Source organism: Clostridia bacterium, assembly GCA_017405765.1.
Classification (GTDB): domain Bacteria; phylum Bacillota; class Clostridia; order Oscillospirales; family RGIG577; genus RGIG577.
Genome location: JAFQZS010000046.1, coordinates 1 through 17,650, shown reverse-complemented (window position 1 = coordinate 17,650; position 17,650 = coordinate 1). Strand labels below are relative to the sequence as shown.

The 17,650-nt window shown below is 49.1% G+C and carries 13 protein-coding genes; 2 read left to right on the top strand and 11 right to left on the bottom strand.

From position 1 onward, the window contains the following. From IJG50_08130 to IJG50_08120, 3 genes are all read right to left on the bottom strand, one after another. Positions 1-5,027: hypothetical protein (locus IJG50_08130; protein MBQ3379811.1), on the bottom strand; the 5,027-nt coding region annotated here is incomplete at its 3' end. A 230-nt stretch (positions 5,028-5,257) separates the two neighbouring features. After that, the gene (locus IJG50_08125; GenBank protein MBQ3379810.1) at positions 5,258-5,872 is read right to left on the bottom strand and encodes a hypothetical protein; all 615 of its coding nucleotides are present in this window, start codon (positions 5,870-5,872) and stop codon (positions 5,258-5,260) included. A gap of 65 nt (positions 5,873-5,937) precedes the next feature. Beyond that, entirely contained in the window at positions 5,938-6,708 is a 771-nt protein-coding gene (locus tag IJG50_08120) for an MBL fold metallo-hydrolase (protein ID MBQ3379809.1), read from the bottom strand. A gap of 176 nt (positions 6,709-6,884) precedes the next feature. Here IJG50_08120 and IJG50_08115 point away from each other — a divergent pair, with 176 nt between their 5' ends. Continuing rightward, positions 6,885-9,293, top strand: a complete 2,409-nt coding sequence (locus IJG50_08115; GenBank protein ID MBQ3379808.1) for a polysaccharide deacetylase family protein — start codon at positions 6,885-6,887, stop codon at positions 9,291-9,293. A gap of 48 nt (positions 9,294-9,341) precedes the next feature. Here IJG50_08115 and IJG50_08110 read toward each other — a convergent pair whose 3' ends face one another. The 7 genes from IJG50_08110 to IJG50_08080 all read right to left on the bottom strand — a co-directional run bounded on the left by IJG50_08110 (position 9,342) and on the right by IJG50_08080 (position 16,173). Beyond that, positions 9,342-11,054 carry a hypothetical protein gene (locus tag IJG50_08110; GenBank protein ID MBQ3379807.1) on the bottom strand — a complete coding sequence of 571 codons (1,713 nt, stop codon included), beginning with the start codon at positions 11,052-11,054 and terminating at the stop codon, positions 9,342-9,344. Between the two features lie 2 nt (positions 11,055-11,056). Then, entirely contained in the window at positions 11,057-11,464 is a 408-nt protein-coding gene (locus IJG50_08105; GenBank protein ID MBQ3379806.1) for an ATP-binding protein, read from the bottom strand. A gap of 12 nt (positions 11,465-11,476) precedes the next feature. Next, positions 11,477-11,773 (bottom strand): STAS domain-containing protein, encoded by a 297-nt coding sequence (locus IJG50_08100; protein ID MBQ3379805.1) that lies wholly within the window; start codon positions 11,771-11,773, stop codon positions 11,477-11,479. A gap of 36 nt (positions 11,774-11,809) precedes the next feature. After that, positions 11,810-13,408, bottom strand: coding sequence for a dicarboxylate/amino acid:cation symporter (locus tag IJG50_08095; GenBank protein MBQ3379804.1), 1,599 nt, complete (start codon positions 13,406-13,408; stop codon positions 11,810-11,812). A gap of 371 nt (positions 13,409-13,779) precedes the next feature. After that, positions 13,780-14,160, bottom strand: coding sequence for a VOC family protein (locus IJG50_08090; protein ID MBQ3379803.1), 381 nt, complete (start codon positions 14,158-14,160; stop codon positions 13,780-13,782). A 70-nt stretch (positions 14,161-14,230) separates the two neighbouring features. Next, positions 14,231-14,545: a TIGR04076 family protein gene (locus IJG50_08085; GenBank protein ID MBQ3379802.1), complete on the bottom strand. Its 315-nt coding sequence runs from the start codon at positions 14,543-14,545 to the stop codon at positions 14,231-14,233. Positions 14,546-15,603: 1,058 nt separating this feature from the next. Next, positions 15,604-16,173, bottom strand: a complete 570-nt coding sequence (locus tag IJG50_08080; GenBank protein MBQ3379801.1) for a VanZ family protein — start codon at positions 16,171-16,173, stop codon at positions 15,604-15,606. Between the two features lie 105 nt (positions 16,174-16,278). Here IJG50_08080 and IJG50_08075 point away from each other — a divergent pair, with 105 nt between their 5' ends. Next, complete coding sequence (locus IJG50_08075) at positions 16,279-16,983, top strand: alpha/beta fold hydrolase (GenBank protein MBQ3379800.1); 705 nt, start codon at positions 16,279-16,281, stop codon at positions 16,981-16,983. A 52-nt stretch (positions 16,984-17,035) separates the two neighbouring features. Here IJG50_08075 and IJG50_08070 read toward each other — a convergent pair whose 3' ends face one another. Further along, on the bottom strand, positions 17,036-17,539 hold the full coding sequence (locus tag IJG50_08070) for a hypothetical protein (protein ID MBQ3379799.1): 504 nt from the start codon (positions 17,537-17,539) through the stop codon (positions 17,036-17,038). Between the last annotated feature and the right edge of the window lie 111 nt (positions 17,540-17,650).

Below are 17,650 nucleotides of genomic sequence, written 5' to 3'. Positions count from 1 at the left end.
GCAGAGTTTGCGTCCGTCCACGCTATAAGTACCTTATTGCCCATCCACTCAAGCTCGGGCATAACGTCCATCGTGCCGTCGTCGGCCACAAGCTCGGGATAAGACCACGAGCTGCCGTCAAATACGGAATAATAAAGCATCTGCGTTCCGCCGCTGTTTCCTATGAATACCATAAACTGTCTTTCGTCGTCGAGTGAAAGAAGCTGCGGACTCGAACGCTCCGCAGAGCCCGAAAGCAGCGTCTGCTCGTTTTCGCCCGAACCTCCGAAGGAGTATTTGGGCTTTCCGAACGCGCTCATATCAGCCGAGCCGGGGCTGTACGTTCTGGCCGTGACCAGTTCATTTTCGTCGGCCAATACTACGACGGCTTCTTGAAGGCTTGCCGATGCGCTCATGGATTTTGAGGGTACTTTCGTTTTCGCCAGTCCGTTTATGAAGCTGAAAGTCGCGTTGTCTTCAAGCGAGCCCCAACCCTGCGTATACTCGGCTATCGTAAGGTCAAGCGATGCGACTACCACATCGAAGTGCAATCCTCCTCCGACATTTAGGAGCGCGCCGACCGCTCTGCCCTTGCCGTCTACCGGGAAGTCGCACTGCAGGTTCACCGCTATATATCCGCCTGCGCTGGCTACGCCGCACATGCCGACGCCTACGGTGACCTTGCCGGACAGATTAAGAAGAATATCCGCCTTTGTCTCAGGCAGCCATTCGGACAGGTTGCCCGTATAGTTTGAAAAATCGTTTGCCGTGTAGGCCGCTTCTCCCTCGGGGAACGGATAGTCGACTACTGCGTCAATCTGTACTTTGCCGTTTACGTTAAGGAACACCGGCACACCCATAAGCGCCGTGTACCACGTCTTGCTGCACTCGAACGTGCCTCCTATGACCGCCGTACCCGAAAGCAGTATGTACTCGTCCTGCTCCTTGTCATAAACAAAGTTGAACGAAAGCAGTATCACGACGTCCGCCGTCCATTTGAACGGCACTCCGCCCATCGCGTCCTTCGCATCTGACATCTGGCCTCGCATATCGCGCAGTCTGCTGCGCCAGCTTGACAGGCCGCTTTGATCCCTGTAGGGGTTTAAAATCTCCAAAGGATCCTCCATATCTTCAAATATGCCCTCGGCGCCTGCCAGTCTGTCGGGGTCGTCCCTGCCAGTCGCTTCCTTCGCTTGGCTGTTGAGCTTTTGCAGCGCTTCAAGTTTTTCCTTCGTCGGTTTCTTTCCCTTATAATCGATAAGAGCGTCGGCGTTTACGTATATAGTATAACCGGTAGGCGTGCCGTCCTCGGCATCGTCCCACCTTATCGTATTGAAATTGAGAAGTCCCGACTTCATATGCGCCGTGGATGCTCCGACCACCGGAATGTCGACCTTCATGCCGTTTGCCTCGATGGTTTTCGGCGCCACGAGGTCGTTTGCCGTGTAGAACATAAATCCCGTGTCAACGTCGGGGTACGATACGGTGGGAACGCTCGGGTCATCGCCCACGTATTCAAGTCTTACACAAATGCGGTCGCCTGAATGAAGCACATCCGTCATTTTATCCGTCGTGCATTCAAATACCGCAAGCTCCTCGTCCGTCTTGCTTATCTCTGCGCGGTATTCCGTTTTTACGCCGTCCATCGTATATATGGTGAATACGGCTCTGTCAAGAGGACATCCGTTGAGATTTACGACGGCCGACAGCTTCAGCTTGTCGTCGACGATGCGCACCTGGTTCTCGCGGGTGTCGAAATTCTTTTTGAACTCATCCATCGTGTATTCGCAGGTGACCATCTCGTCCATGACGTAAGGCGCGCCGTAGGGATAACGTATCTGTAGACTGCCCGCGTCCGTTTTTGCGCTTTGCCCGAGTGTTACGGACATTATCTGACCGTTCGTAACGCCGTTCGTAACGACTACGGGAATAACGTCGCCGCTTCGTCCCATGACGTGGCTCAGCTCGAACGCGCCGTTCTCGTCCGAAAGCGCAACTGCGCTCTCGGGACGCACACCGCCCGTCCCGGCCGCCGTCTGCGTATTCGTGCCTGCGGTAACGGTATATCCCACTACCGGCAGCGGTATGTTCTCCATACCGTTATTGCGTATCGGCGCAAAGTTCGATATGAGCTTTCCCGAAACGGTAAAGTCGGTAAGCTCGCTCTTATTGACCCTCACGCAGTCAACTCTTATGATATTATCCGCGACGCCGCCCGCTCCGACGTGATAATATGAATTCGTGCAGAATGTATCGTTCCCCATACTTATTACGGGGAGATAAATGGAGCTGTCGTCTTCCTCGCAGATGAAATTTATCGGATAGATCCTGCCCTTTACAGGCTCGAGCTGAGCTATTACGGTCCTCTCCTCGGGGTTCGCGATCAAAATGTTTTGTCCTGCAAACTCCTTTAATACGTCGCTCTGCGCCTTTTCAGACTCGGAAAACAGACCGCTCACGCTCAAATGCTTTGCAGCCTCGTCAGTAAAGACGATCTCTATCTTATTTCGTATCGGAGAGATGACCGGACGTATCTTGTAGCTGCGGTTCGACTCCAAAAACAAGTACGGCGTACTCGTTATGGTGTCGTAGCTTATACCGCCGTCCGTGGAGACCTCGTAACCTATAACGCGGTTTGTTTCGGGATCGGCCGCAGCTGCGGTCAGGTTCAGAGTATCTCCCGCGTGACATTTGAATGTGCCCGTTCTGCCGGAAGCAATGTTCAGAAAGCTGCCCGTACCGAAGCCCAGCGTCGGCGCAAGCACCTCTACCGTTACGTCGTTGTACTCCACAACAGGCCGGATAGAGAGCTTCTGATAATATCCGTAACCGCTCTTTACGATATCGCTCTGGACGTCTTCGATCCAGGCAAAAAAGAATCTGTCGTAAGGGATAACTGCCGGATTTTCTTTTACTTTTGTGATCTCGCGGTTTACAGTATCTTCGGATATTTTGGCTTCGCCTTTTCTCCATTCTTTTTTATGTTTTTCCAGATATGTTATGAAATCCTCGGGATAATTCACGCTCTTTTTATTCTTGTTGTCGGAGCCGGTGATGGTCAATCTGAAGCCAGTAACATGCCCGAATATCCCCGTATGCCCGTTTAACGCGGTGCTGTCCAAATTTACGACGAGGTTCGTCTTTGATGCATCGGGGTTTGCGTAGAAGTCTCGGCTTCCGCTGTAGAGCACCTGCGCGCCGCTCTTTAAGTGAGCCTGCATAGCAAGCGACTGCATACTCATGTTGCCCAAACGGTACATGAGCGCGTTTGGCGTCTCAATGGAGACGTTGAGCCTTTTATACATCGCCGCCACGCCGTAGAACTCCAGATATGATTTCGGGGTCTTTCCCTTGGTGTCGTCTATAGCCTGAACCCTTATATAATGTCCCTCGGTTATTCCCATTCCGTTTATTCTTACACCGCAGTTGTCCTGAGTCCTACTAAAGCTCCCGCAGCCGCTTACAGAGTCGCCCTTAAAAAGCCCGTACTTAATAGCGAACTCCTGACCGCCTCCGAATCCGGAGGTAGATTTCCAGTCCGGAATGAAGCACTGGAAATAATCAGGGAAAACGTTGGTGCTTGATGTAGTCTGCGTACCCTTGTCTCTTACCCACGAGCTGTAATATTTTAGGCTGCCGTAGCGTTTGTCAAAGTCCATAGACTTTGAATCATCAAAGAAATACTTATTCTGCATGGTGCCGCGCCAGCCGGGGTCGGTGCCGCTGAAACTGCCGTAAGTGAACATACCGCCATGCTTTGTGTCAAGCGAGAAAAAGTATTCGCCGACCTCAAGCTCGGGCTTATAGTCGGTGTCTACGATCATGCCCTTGGCAGCGCCGTGTTTATTGTAATCGGACGGCATGGTATAGCGCACCTTGTAGCTTTTACCGTTTACCTTTATGTTGAAGGAATAGTCGGAGCTTCCCTGAAGCTGCGCGCTTGCATCCATCAAAACGGGCACGGCGCTCTCTTCTATCGTTATCTGAGTTTCGGTACATTTTCCCGCGTCACAGGCCGCAAAATCGCTCATCGTAAGCTTAAACGTTCCCTCTCCTGTCACGGGGATATCGAACGATCGCTCCGTCTCGTACGGCGAGAAGAAAAAGTCGTCCTGAATTTCGGGGAAATTTGCGCCCGCATCGGCAGTAACGCCTGCGCTCGTTATCGTGAAGCTACACACGGAGTATTCCGCGCCCGTCCTCTCAACGGTCACGGTGACGACGCCGTCCTTTGACGAATAGCTGCCGCTTGAGAACGATACTGCCGAATGTTCCGCCGGCTCGTCGTCCTTTATGCTGACGGCAAGGCTCGTCACCATCCAAAGCTTTGCGCCCTCGGGGTCTGCAAGCAGGATGCTGAACGCCTCCGTGCCCTCGCTTTTATTGTCGTCCAATATCTTGAAGCGCACCGTCTTCTCGGTCTCACCGGGGGCGAAGGTGACGCTCATTTGGGCGGAATAGTCCACCTTATCTATCTGCTCCGGAACAAAAGCGTCAACGACCGATGAAAGAAGATCCTCACCGCTCGTCTCGTAGAGGTCTCTTGTCGGCTCGCCCGTCTGCTCGCTAACAAGGCGCGCAAGCGACGATTCCTGAACGCTGGGCCGCATCTCTCTTTCGGGGGAAGCACCTTCCTCTGCGGCGTATTCGTCGCCCTCATACTCTTTTGAAGCAGCTGCCGCACGCTCCAAAAGCGACGTGTCGGAGCCCGTTTTTTCGATCCCGCTTCCCAAAAGCACGTAGTCTTTCCCGTACACGGCGGAAAGGTCCAGCGTGCGAAGCATAACGCTTGCCTCTTCGCTTGCGTCGCCCTCTCTGTAAACGGGGAAGGAATAAACTGCCGTTTTTTCGTCAAGCGCTGCCGAAGCCGTGCCGAGGTAGATAAGATCGCCCTCCGGCACGTCTGAAAGCCGTTCGGCGTTTAAGACGTACTCATCCGGCGCGGACTCCGCAAGAGCCGTGCCCGTCATACCCAATGTCATCATGACCGCAAGGATTACCGCGATCACACGTTTTGCGGCGTGGTTCATATCGTTTGCTCCTCTCATCAGCGCAAAAGCGCGCCTTTTTTGCATCAGATTCGGCGCGTCGGTCATGCGATTGAATTTTTTAGCATAACCATCAAAAATACGGCTGATTTTGTCATAAATTTTGTTACTTATACTTTACCGTATTTTTAAACTCAATACAAGGACTATTTAAGCAAAAACGAAAAAAATGCAAAAAAACGATGCGGCGTCCCCGCTTTTATCCTTCAAAGAACGAAGACGCCGCATATTTATGCGTTTTCTTGTTTTTTCTTGTTCGGTTCTCCCTCTGGGAAAATTATCATAAAGACGAAGAACATTACGACCATCGAAACGCCGCCTATGACAACGGTCTGTATCAGGCTGAAGACGCCCGTTCCGAAACGATCTATTATCACGGGCTTAAAAAGATTTGTAAGCCCGCCCGTTATAAGCGATATCGCCACCCATGCGATAAAGTACCATATAAGCTGAAACGCCACGTTGCCGTGTGACTTGAACGTGATGTTTCGCTGCAGCGGAAAGTTTATGCACTGCGCTATGAACGGCGCGACCCAGTTGGCGACTGCCGCGCCGAGGCCGCCGCCTATGATAACGTTTCCCGCGTTGTCGTAGAGTACCTCTGCGCCGACGAGGCACCACTTTACGTGGCTCCCAAGAAGGTCAAACTCAACACCAGACGGCCACATCGCCTCGCGTCCGGCCATTTCAATTCCCAGCGCCGACGGCAGAAACAAAAGTATAAGAAACTGTATGACCGTTATACCGAGCGAAAACACAAGAAAATATGCAATTTTGCTTATCCATTTCGCCGCGTCGGGCGACTTTTTTTCAAATTCGCGCCATTTCGGCTGCCACCAAGCCATAAGCGCGTTCGGCTTTTTCTCTGCCATTTTCTCCTCCGAAATCTAAAAAACGCTTTCCGCGCGGCCTATAATATGAGCGTGTCGCCTGCTGAAATATAGTTTAAGCGCCGCATATGCTTTTTCATAAAATCATACTGCTCTTTGCCCGTGCAGTGGCACGTATAATACGCCGTATCCGTCGAGTCGAGCGCTTCGGCGTAAGCTTTAAGCGTACCGTCGAGCAGCAGCTTTGAAAAATGAAAGCCGCCCACGAGCACGTCGGGCAAAAACCTGCGCGCGATATTTATTATTCCCCTATGCGAGCAGCCGCTTATCAGCACCGTTTTTTCATCCTCGCGTATCAAAAGATACTGCTCGTGAAGAAAGTCGTCGGAAACCAGCCTGCCTTCGCGCATGACGCTTAAGCCGGACGAGCTGACGCCGCAAGTATTATCTTTGTCGCCGCATCCGTAAAGCTCGCACGATGGCGAAAGCGTAAAACGACCGTCCGTGAACGTTATTCTTTCGCTGCCTTTAAGCTTCGCGTCAAGGCCTATATACCGTTCGCCGCTGTAATACGGCTCGAACGCAAGGCGGCTCATATATACCTTCGCCTTTTCGTTTATCTCTAAAAAGACCGAAAGCCCGCCTCCATGGTCGTAATGGCCGTGGGAGATAACGGCCAAGTCAACGTCTGAAATATCAATTCCCAGCTTCTTTGCGTTTTTTGCGAAAAGCCCGCCCTGCCCCGTGTCGAAAAGGATCTTCTGTCCCTTCGTCTCGATATACAAGGAAAGCCCGTGCTCCGTTTCGAGGCCGCAGCGCGATGTGTTTTCGGAAAGCGCCGTTATCTTCATAATGCTCAAACTCCCTTCATGAAAACATTGTACCACATTCGGGCGCGCGATAAAACGTATGTGCGCATTTTGTTTTTGGGGAGTATATCTCATATGATTGCTTTTATATTTTCGATATGGTAAAATCCGATATATATTACGTTGTTTACGAAGACATTTAAGGAGGACATCACAGCATGAAAAAAGGAACACGTTTGAGGCTTGTAAGCCTTATAATACTTTGCGCGCTTTTATTTGCCGCGCTGCCGCAGGCGGCGTTTGCAGCTAACAGCTCGCCGAAGCTTGTGGCGCTCACGTTCGACGACGGCCCAAGCAAATATACGCCGCGCCTTCTTGACGGGCTTAAAGAGCGCGGCGCAAAGGCGACCTTTTTCATGCTCGGAAACTGTGCGAATACCTACCCCTCGACGGTAAAGCGCGCCTATGAGGAAGGCCATCAGATAGCAAGCCACACGTACGACCATCCCCGCCTTACGTCGCTTAGCGATTCACAGGTGTCAAGTCAGGTAAGCCGCACGAAGAGCGCTCTCGACTCGGCCATCGGCGCGCCGAACAGATACGTCGTGCGCCCGCCCTACGGCGACTATAACAGCCGCGTTCTCGGTCAGCTCGGCACTGCGGCCATCTATTGGTCGGTGGACTCCAACGACTGGCGCTGGACGAACAACGCCTCGAAGACGGTAAGCGAGATCGAGAAAAACGTATTCGACGGGGCTATAATCCTTCTTCATGACAGCCATTCCTGGTCCGTTGACGCGGCGCTCACGGTGGTCGACGATCTGCAGGCCAAGGGATACGAATTCGTCACCGTGTCCGAGCTGTTCAGACGAAGAGGCGGCTCTCTTTCGTCGGGACAGATATATTACAGCAAACAGTCCTCCGGCGACGACCTGCCCGCGATAAATGCGCCTGATGTTTTGTTAAGCGTTTCGGGCAATACGTGCTATGCCGTGATGAGCGGCGATGCGGGAACGGATATTTACTACACCGTTGACGGCTCCGTTCCCAATTCAAACAGCGCGAAATACAGCGCGCCTATAGCTTTTGATGGCTCCGTATATATAACGGCCGTTTCGGGCTACGATATGAACGGCAGCCGCTCGCCTATCACAAGAGTAACGCTTAATGCTCCGAAAAAAGCTGTGAAGCCCGAAATATCAGTTGACGAAAACGGTCTTATAACGCTTTCGGCCGACGGCGCAGTATATTACACCACAGACGGCGCTTCTCCCAACGTCGGATCAACGCTTTACACCGAACCGTTCACTGCCGAGGGCGGCTCCGTTATAGCGGCGTTCGCATCTGCGAGCGAGGATAATATGCTCCCCAGCGAAACGGCGTATTGGTGTTACAGCGACGAGGGCTTTATCTACTCCGACGTAGCCCCCTATAACTGGTTTTATCCGTATATCGAATATGCCGCTTCAAACGGACTTTTGAACGGACAGGGCGGCTATTCTATGGCTCCCGACGCCGCGCTTACGCGCGGTATGCTCGTTACCATGCTTTACCGCATGGCCGGACTTCCCAAGACTGACGCCGAAAGCGGATTTTCGGACGTGTCGGCCGTCAGCTGGTACTCAGACGCCGTTTCTTGGGCGCGGGAAAACCGCGTCGTTGGCGGCTACCCCGATGGCACTTTCCGTCCCGACGAGCTTATAAGCCGCGAACAGCTTGCCGTGGTGCTTTACAATTACCACAGAAACGTATTGGGCCTTTTGACCGAGGGAGATTATATCCTTTCATCCTTCACCGACGGCGACGACGTTGCCGCGTATGCTGATATACCTATGAAGTGGGCTGTTGATAACTTTCTTATAAGCGGCGTAAGCTCCGACGTTCTTGCGCCTAAGGCTTCTGCAACGAGAGCGCAGACTGCTGCAATACTTATGCGCTTTTCGGAACTTACAAAAGACGAAGAGCAATATTATATTAGCGATGCGGAGCTTATGGAACTTGCGGCCTTGGCGCTTAACGCAATGTCTTCGCATAACTTCGGCGCGCTTGCCGGCGTCGTTTCAGACAGCGACGAGCTTAAGCTAAATTTCGTGCCCGCAGATTCCGTCGTCAGCCTGACAAAAGGATCGCTCGGCTCCGCCGGATCCGGCGAAAAGCTTGTATTCGGTAAAAGCGAAAACGGCGAACCCGACAAGATTACGCTCTCTGAATACTTTGACGAATATATATGGCGCGCTGACTTTATCGAATCCGACGCGCTCAGCATAAACGGCTTTACCGACGGACATGAAATAGACTATATACCCTATCACCTTCCTCGCGCGCTCTTCGTTGACTTGAGGGCTACGGCGGAATCGGGCGATAAAGTATTCTTAACTCTTGTATTTGAACGTTTCGACGACGAATGGTATCTTTCCGCTGTGTTTGCCGACGGTACGATAAAGACTCCCATGGAGACTGACGCCGCTTATTCGGATGAAGACGGACCAAAAGACGCCTCCCACGACACATCGAACAACGAGGCGGCAGACGCAGACTTTTACGGCGATTTATCTTCATCGGACGCAGACTCCGACGGCGATCCATCTTCAGCGGACGAAACGGATACACAAAACGACGAAGCATAAATAAAAGCTTTATACCTTCAATAAAGAATCAGGAGGGATATTATCTGTTTAATATCCCTCCTGACTTTTATTATGGCCTATTTGTTCTGTCTCTGCATGCGGCAGCATATATTGAGGCACGCTTACTTTCTTTCTTTTTGATATCTCATTTTCGACTGCAGGCATTATAAGCTCTCTTGCAAAGCCTTGCCTGTTTTTTGCGGCAAACATATCTTTCAATACTCTTTGGCCAAGGTTTTCTCTAAGACCGTCTGCCGCTCTTTCGGCTTCCTTTCTGTTTAAAAGATATTCGGACACAATGCTCTCAAACGTCTGCTCGATTATCCTTAACATATCCTCGGCGTCGTCTTCCATAAAAGCGCCCATAAGCGTATCGCTTATCTTCCCTGCCGCGCCTCCGGCAGCCAAAGAACCGATAAGCGCGCCTACCGCCGTGCCCGCTCCGGGCATTATTGCCGTGCCTATTGCGGCTCCGCCCAGCATTCCCGCCGCGCCTCCCGCCACGGCTGCGCCGGAATTGGCGACATTTTTCAAAAGCTGGCCTGCCGATATGCGCCCCCTGAAAATGTTTATCACATCTACGGAGCTAAGAAGCATAAAGGCGACTGCCGCGCTGAGCGCGTCGTTTTTTAAAAGTCCTGCCGCGTTTTTGACTGCGGCGGCGCCAAGGCTTTCGCCCTCTTTGCCTGCAGCGTTCATAAGCGCAGCCGATGCACCCATCCCGAGAAGCGACAATATCTCGTCGGAAACTCCGGCGATCGCGCGTCCCGCCTCGGTTTTTGAGGCAGTGCGCATGAGGGCTTCCGTATCAAACGCTTCCTTTGCCCCGTGCTGCGTGTCTGCGGCGTCTTTTATCGTTTCTCCGCCCCAAAACGACAGCGCAAGAGTTATAAGCGCGCTTATGCCGAAAGGCGACGAAGTTTTTACTTCCCCGCTTTTTTCGTCGTATGAAAGCGTTGCTACTTTTTCATACAGCGCTATATTTTTAGCCTGTTCATAGGTGAAAAGGCCGCGCCTCACTATTTCACGCGCCCGCTCCTTTTGTGATACGCCTCCAATAAAACCGCCGCTTATCTTCTGCTCCATCGTCATAACGGCTTCGTCATATTTGTCGGACGGCACCTCAATGCTAATGTTCTCGCCGTTTTTCGCGTAAATAAACGTTTTGCCGTTATTTTCAAAGCAGGCGTCTATACAGCGCCGTCCCGTTTCTGAATACTTTGATATTACGAGCGCGCCTTCCCGACGCCTATTATCTGAAAGAGCCGAAGACAAAAGCTCGTTCATTTTTTTCTTTTCCGCTTCGAAAAGCGCCTCTTTTTCATTCTCTGCCGCGCGTTCCAAAAGAATTAGCTCCGAAAAGAAGGCGTGAAGCGGCGTTTTGTTTAAAAGACAGCTCACCCATTCGACGCTCGTACCGTCGCGCAGATTAAAGCGTATCCCCCTGTCGGAGTCTTTTTTATGCTCGTCGAAAAGCTCTGTGCTTTCTATATCCTCATACCAGAGCTTTTTCGGCTTATCCAGCGTTTCAAGATAATATACTTTATCGTCGGTGAAAATATATCCGCTCTTTCCGGTCTGCTTTAACGTGGTGTCGTAAAAGCCTATAACAGTCGTCCTGTCCATTCCGAAGGCGAATTTATCCAAGGCGTTGTCTATTATCCGCGAGGGTATATTGCCCTTTATATGAAAACGAAACGCCGTGCGTATTTTATTATGATATTTTCTAAGAAGCTCTATCTTTTCTTCGTGACTTCCCATATTCATATCTTCTTTTTTATTCTTAAAATGTTCTGACCGTTCTTATACTCGTAGGTCACGTCGTCCATTGTTTTCTTAACCAAGAAAACGCCTAATCCGCCTGCCTCGCGCTGTTCTGCGTTTAGGGTAATATCCGGGTCTTTTGCCGAAAGCGGATCGTAAGGCTTTCCGTTGTCTATGAACGTTATGATAACGGCAAGCGGCTCCTCTTCTACTTCGACTCTGACGGTCGCCGGACCCGTCTCGGGGTCGTATGCGTACATGGCAATATTTCCGAAAAGCTCGTCGATGGCTATATCTATCTGCATCTGCACCTTCATAGAGCAGTTTAACTCTTCAAGCTGTTCATTAACGAAATCAGTCACTGTTTCTATGTTCTCAACAGTTGCCTCAACAGTCATTTCGCTCATGATTTTACCTCCCTATTCGATGGTAAGAATATCGGAAAATCCCGTTATTTCAAATATCTCCATTATAGTCTCGTTTACGTTCTTTACCGTCATGCTCCCCTGCTTGTTCATTATCTTCTGCGCGGACAAAAGCACTCTAAGGCCTGCCGAGGAGAGATATTCAAGCTTTTCCATGTCGATTATAAGCTCCGTTATTTCGGGAAACTGCGCCTTGAGCTCTGCGTCGAGCTCAGGCGAGGTCGCCGTATCAAGACGACCCTCAATGGAAACGGTAAGAGAACCGTTGTTTTTCTGGGTAGTGATGTTCATAATATGTAAAGACCCTCCTAAAAGAATAATACTTGGCTATTTTCTCAACGTTTTTATGTTCAAAAGTCCCGCTTTGTCGGCATAAAGCACAAGCTCCATCTGCAGCATTATCTGATTGGCCGCAGCTGTAACGAAGCCGAAAAGCACGTCTGCCATAAGAGCTATAGTAAGTCCGCCCGACGGTATCCCGAGCCGCGTGAACACGGCGGCGTATGCAAGCAGTCCTATGCCGGCAACGGGCGGAGTCGCTATAAGCAGGGCGACCGTCATGACTACCGCCGTTATGCACCATATGGGAGTTATAACAAGGCCGTAGCTTTTCGCAGTGTACATCGTAAATATCATCGTCGCCATCGTGCCTATCGGCATATATACGACGAGTCCGAGATTTAAACTGTATTTTGCGAACCTTTCGGGTATCCCGAGTTTCTTTTCGCAGCATAACAGATTATCGCCGAACGCGGCGTCAACAGAAGCCGTCTTTAACGCCACCATAAACGAAGGGAGCATCTTTTTTAGCAGCTTTTTAAGCGGGACGCCCTTCGTCGCGCATATGCGAAGCGCCCACGCGAGTATCGCCGCCGCCGTCAACGCGATAAAAAGAAGTATCGGCTTCCAGCATCCGATCACAGTGTTAATGGAGCCGCCCCACAATCCCAAAATAAGCAGGATAACTATAAAGAACGGCGACAATCTTGACACCCAGTCGGTTACTATAAGACCCACGTTGTTTATCTGCTTTAATACTTCCACAAGCGCCTCCGACTGAGAGCCTGCCACAAGCAGCGCGTTGGCCACGATTATAGCTACTAAAATAAGCTGCGGCGTATCGCCCGATATGAGCGGCGAGATCATATCGTTGGGAACGAATTTTAAGAAAAAGTCCAAAATACTTGAAAACCCTATATCGCTCACAGGTGTGCTGTGGTACTTTATAGAAAAAGCGAGAGTTGATAAAAACAACGCTGCTATTGTAATGGCAGTAGAGGCAACGATAAATCGTAAAAGCATCCTCCTGCCAGTTTTTCCTCCTGCCGCAACGCTTCCCACACCTAAAATACCAACAATAACGGTAAAGAAGATAACAGGACCCGAAACGGCGTTCATTATACGAAAGAACAAGCTTTCTATAGGATCGAGCGTAGTATTTATAAGTATCTCCCTCACGTTTTCGGGAAATATGTACCCTCCCATAGTACCCACGATGATGCCTATCACCAATGCGATAAGAAGCGCGAGCGCCGGATTCATCTGGGGGCGGCGCAGCGGAAGCTGCAATATATTTACGCCGTGCTGATACGAATATTTGGGCGCAATGCCTATCTCACTTAAAAGGTTCTGCGACCATAGTCCCAGTTCGTCGGTAGTATCGGAAAGAGGATCGTATTCTTCCCCCTTCATCTCAAGACGTATATAAGGACGGCGCCATCTGCTTCCCGTAGAAAAAACTACTTTCTTTTCCTCTCCGAAACGTGACTGCCAGCGTATCAGCGCCTCCTCCATGGTGAGCCTTACGCGCAGCAGATTGGCGCGCTGCGTCTGAAGGGAATAAAGAAACGTCTCTATCTGTTCAGCTATATCGTCTATAGCTTCAGCATTCAAATCATATTCTCTGCTTCTGTTCTCGATTTTCATCTCTGCTTCTGTCTCCGGTTCCTATATATTCTATACAAAGCATTGTAATACAGTCAAACTGCGGCTCGTTATCAGCAAACGAGGCAGCATCATCTGTAGCGCGGTCAAATATGGCGCCGAACGGCGCGTCCGCGCAAAGGCCAATATTCTTCGTGCCGCATATGATCCAAATCTAATATATTATTATATCATCTGATTAAAGCAAAAAGCAATAAAAAGCGATAAGCAGTATAAAAAAGAGTGTAAGCGTAAAAAAAGGGCCGATAACGGAATTATTTCTTTGATCCGTTTTCAGACCCCTTTTTTCGCTTTTTTGATATGTTTTTTATCACGCTGCCGCTCAAAGGCTTTTATACGGCGTGAAGCAAATCTTATTCTTTTTCATCAAAGAACTCCACAAGCTCGCCAAGCGGTCCCACGCAGAACGCCATTCTTGCTCGGCACGGCGGATTTGCCTCGATGGTTATATCGTTCGGTTCAATGAATATCTTATATCCCGCAGCTCTCACTTTTTCCACTATGCCGTCCACGTCCTCAGCAGCGAAGGCGTAATGTCTGAGCGCGCCGATGGCAGGCGTTCCTTCGCCGTTGCACATTATCTCAATTAAGCCTGCGCCCGTATCGACCATAACGCCCTCGTCCCATTCACGCGAGATCTTAAGGCCCAATACGTCGCAGTAGAAGGATTTCGCCTTGTCAAACGCCTCTTTCGTGCCGCATTTCATGTTTACGTGATGTATTCCCTTGATCATCGTCTCACTCCCTGTTATTATTTTTATTTCTGTTAAATCTTTGGCGGCGCATTCCGTCAAAGATAAACATTTAATCTGCATTTTCGTCCATTGTCTCCAAAAGAAAGCTCACGGGACGAAAACCGTCGTTACACGATATCATAGCCGAACGGGGATCCTTCATCCAGCCGTCATATATGTTCTCTCCGCCGCATGAAAGCGTCAGAACGAACGGCGACATACTCTCCCACGCGCTTACACAAAGACCGTCCGGCCTCTGCCAGCCGTTTGCAATAAATATATCTCCTTTTTTCATATTGCAGGCGTGTTCTATCGGGTTTTCATATTTTTCGATCAGATCGTCGTAACGCGCCTTCATCATAACAGTTATTTTGACTTTTTTCATCGGATAAGATCTCCTTCATATTCGTTATTGTAATCGAAAGCGCGAAGTCAATGCCCGTGGGTCTGATCTTAAGTATATTTCTTTACGGCGAAGATAATATCGAAAATATACTTAAAAACGACGAAAGGAACGACGGACGATCGGTTCCTCAAAAATAAAACCGTCCGAACAAAAGTCCGGACGGTAATATCTGTGGGCGTAATATCGTCAACTTATCTTAATTTAAGATAATCTATAATCAAATCAACCTTATTGCTGTCCGCCGCCGCACTCTTCAAAAGATACTCATACAAGATGTTATGCTATACTCTGCAAAACATCTCATAACACAGATAATAGTCTGACAACTATGCTTCGGAAATTCAATGCGGTACTTATATCATATTTGCAACAGCAACCCAGTCAAACAACCCGTACCCGTGAAAACCGTCTGCATTTTACCAAAGCGCCATCTCATTAAGAGCTCCTGTCCTCGCTTGCGGCACAGCCGATTCCCACATGCCGCAATCCGACTTGCCTCTTGATTTCTTTGGCAAACATTTTTGCAAACCTCAAGGCTACTGCATATCAATGCATCAAATAACTCACTGTCATCACATGCTGCACGGGCGTATTATTCATTTTTAATTACTTAGTCTTTTTCGCGGCCCAAACCTAAAGTTTAAGCTGATCCGTGTATCGCAGATGAATTTGACTTCAAAAGATATTTTCCGTATTTTATCTCAGCAGACCGGATACCCAACTTCATCAAGGATACCTCTTCACGTATTCACATTCTTTATCTGCTCATTATCATACGACAAGCAAACATCTTTAATATATAATCAAATCAAGCGATATCACGCGCCGCAGGACGATACACGGATCGACATTGACGTTTCTTTGTACACCGGAATCATCCCCTTTCGAATAACTCAAGAGCTCCATTCTTTCTTCTAAGCCTTATATATGTTTTCGCATCTCATTTAAGAACTTCATCGCTCTTTGTACTTAAACAATAGCATATAATAACCAAAAAGTCAAGCTTTTTTTTAAAAAAATTATGGATTTTTTACAATTTATTTATCCAGCGCATTCATTCCCATATTTATGGCGCGAACAATTGCAAACACACAATATCCTATGGCACACCCAAGCGTATTTAACATTATATCATCAATATCGGTCGTCCGCTCATAAAACGGAAGCTGGCATATCTCTATTATCAAAGAAAACGCCGCGCCCGCCAAAACCGTTTTCCAAAACGCACGAAGCTTTTTATAGACCGTCGGCCATACTATGCCTACGGGTATGAACATAAGCACGTTCCCCACTTCGTTTATTATAAAGTTCAGTTTGTTGCTCCAAAGCTTTTTTATGTAATAAAACGGTTCGATATTTATCAAAAAATCGGTCATCCTGTCGGGATCGAATATAAGAGGGCCGACTTCTCCTCCCTCTCTGAAGGTCGGAAAAAAAGTAAATCTCGCCACTATCAATATAACTAACAGTACCGCTGTCTGCGAAAGCTCATATCTCCAATCCACTTTTCTTTTTATTATGCAGACAGCGGTTCTTACTGCCGCCCACAATATTATAACTGCGGCAACAAACGGGAGAAAATGTATTTCAACTGCGCAAGTATCCATTAAAACCTCCGATTGTTAAAGTTTCACTTTTTCGTATATGCAGTCAAGATAAATGACGATCGTGTTCGGCAATATGTTTCATGCCGATATAAAAGATCTTCTTAAATTGTACTTCTTTTGCACGGTTTGCCCGGCAATGAGCAGAATCTGGACCTCGCCCAAAGCCTCAGACGAACGGGAATAAACGTGCTTACGCTTCACTACAGCGGCTCGTGGGGCAGCGACGGGCGCTTTTCCTTCTCAAACTGCATCGAGGACGCAAAAACCGCGCTCGATTTTCTGTGCTCCGGCGAAAATCCCGATAAATACCTTATCGATACCGGGCGTATATATATCATAGGCCACAGCATGGGCGCTTTTCTTACGCTTTATCTTACGGCGGCGCTCCCTCATATTGCAGGAGCTATGGCGCTTTCTGTGTACGACTTCGGCTTTACTCAAAGAATGATCCTCGAAAAAGCGCCTGCAATGCAGAGCGCTCTCGACGAGGCGATGAACTCAAACGCAATGTGGCTTAACTGCGACGGCGCGGCGCTCTCAGCCGAGCTTAAACAAAAATGCGAAGACTTTGATCTTGAGAAAAAAGCCGAAGCGCTTTCAAAAATACCGCTTCTCATAGTTACTGCAGACCGCGACGAGATATCCGTGCCAAAGCGCCACGGGAAAAGGCTTTTTGAGGCGATAAGCGCCTTTGGGCGCAATATGGCGGTATACAAGACGATCGATTCAAATCACGGCTTTACCGACAGGCGCATTGAACTCATAAATATTGTTGCAGATCAGATGGAGATTTGGCTTGGCAAGCGCTGAAAATCATGTAAGGGGCATGCGGGATCTTAAAAAAGTGAAGTCCCGCTTTTTACTATTTCCCGATTATATCGGCATATATCCATGCTTCGCCAGAAACGATATTTCCTGCCGCGATCTCGCCGCCGTATCTTACAAAAAGGCAGAACCGCAGTTCATGCGAGTCTATATTAAGGCAGTAATTAGGCTGATTCTCTTCTGCGTTCGGGTCTTTCTCCACCTCAATAACTTTCCCCGAAAAAATAATGTGCGGGCTCTGTTCGCTGCTTTCGGAAGAAAATGTGCCCGAAGGTATCATAGATATAGGGGCCATAATACTATTATGAGCCGCAAAAGCTTCTTCGGAATCAAATACCTCTATATCATCCGCTGTGCCGAATACTTCGATATCGCACGGCGTCCCGTCTTTGATCTCCCAGTCGGAATCATCGTCGGCAAATATATTAACGGGTATTCTTTCTTCACCGCAAGTCTCCATGCGCGCGATCTTTGAGTCCATATAATCCATGAAACGCCTGAATATAAGTCCGGTCATCACTTCGTCTCCCTCATATTTCATTTGATCTCTTAAAGTTACGATATAATTATATCATAAGCAAAAATGCTTGCTCGCAAGGGCATGTTTGCGATGTGATTCAATATAGCGTGCCATACACATCTCTGGCCGGCG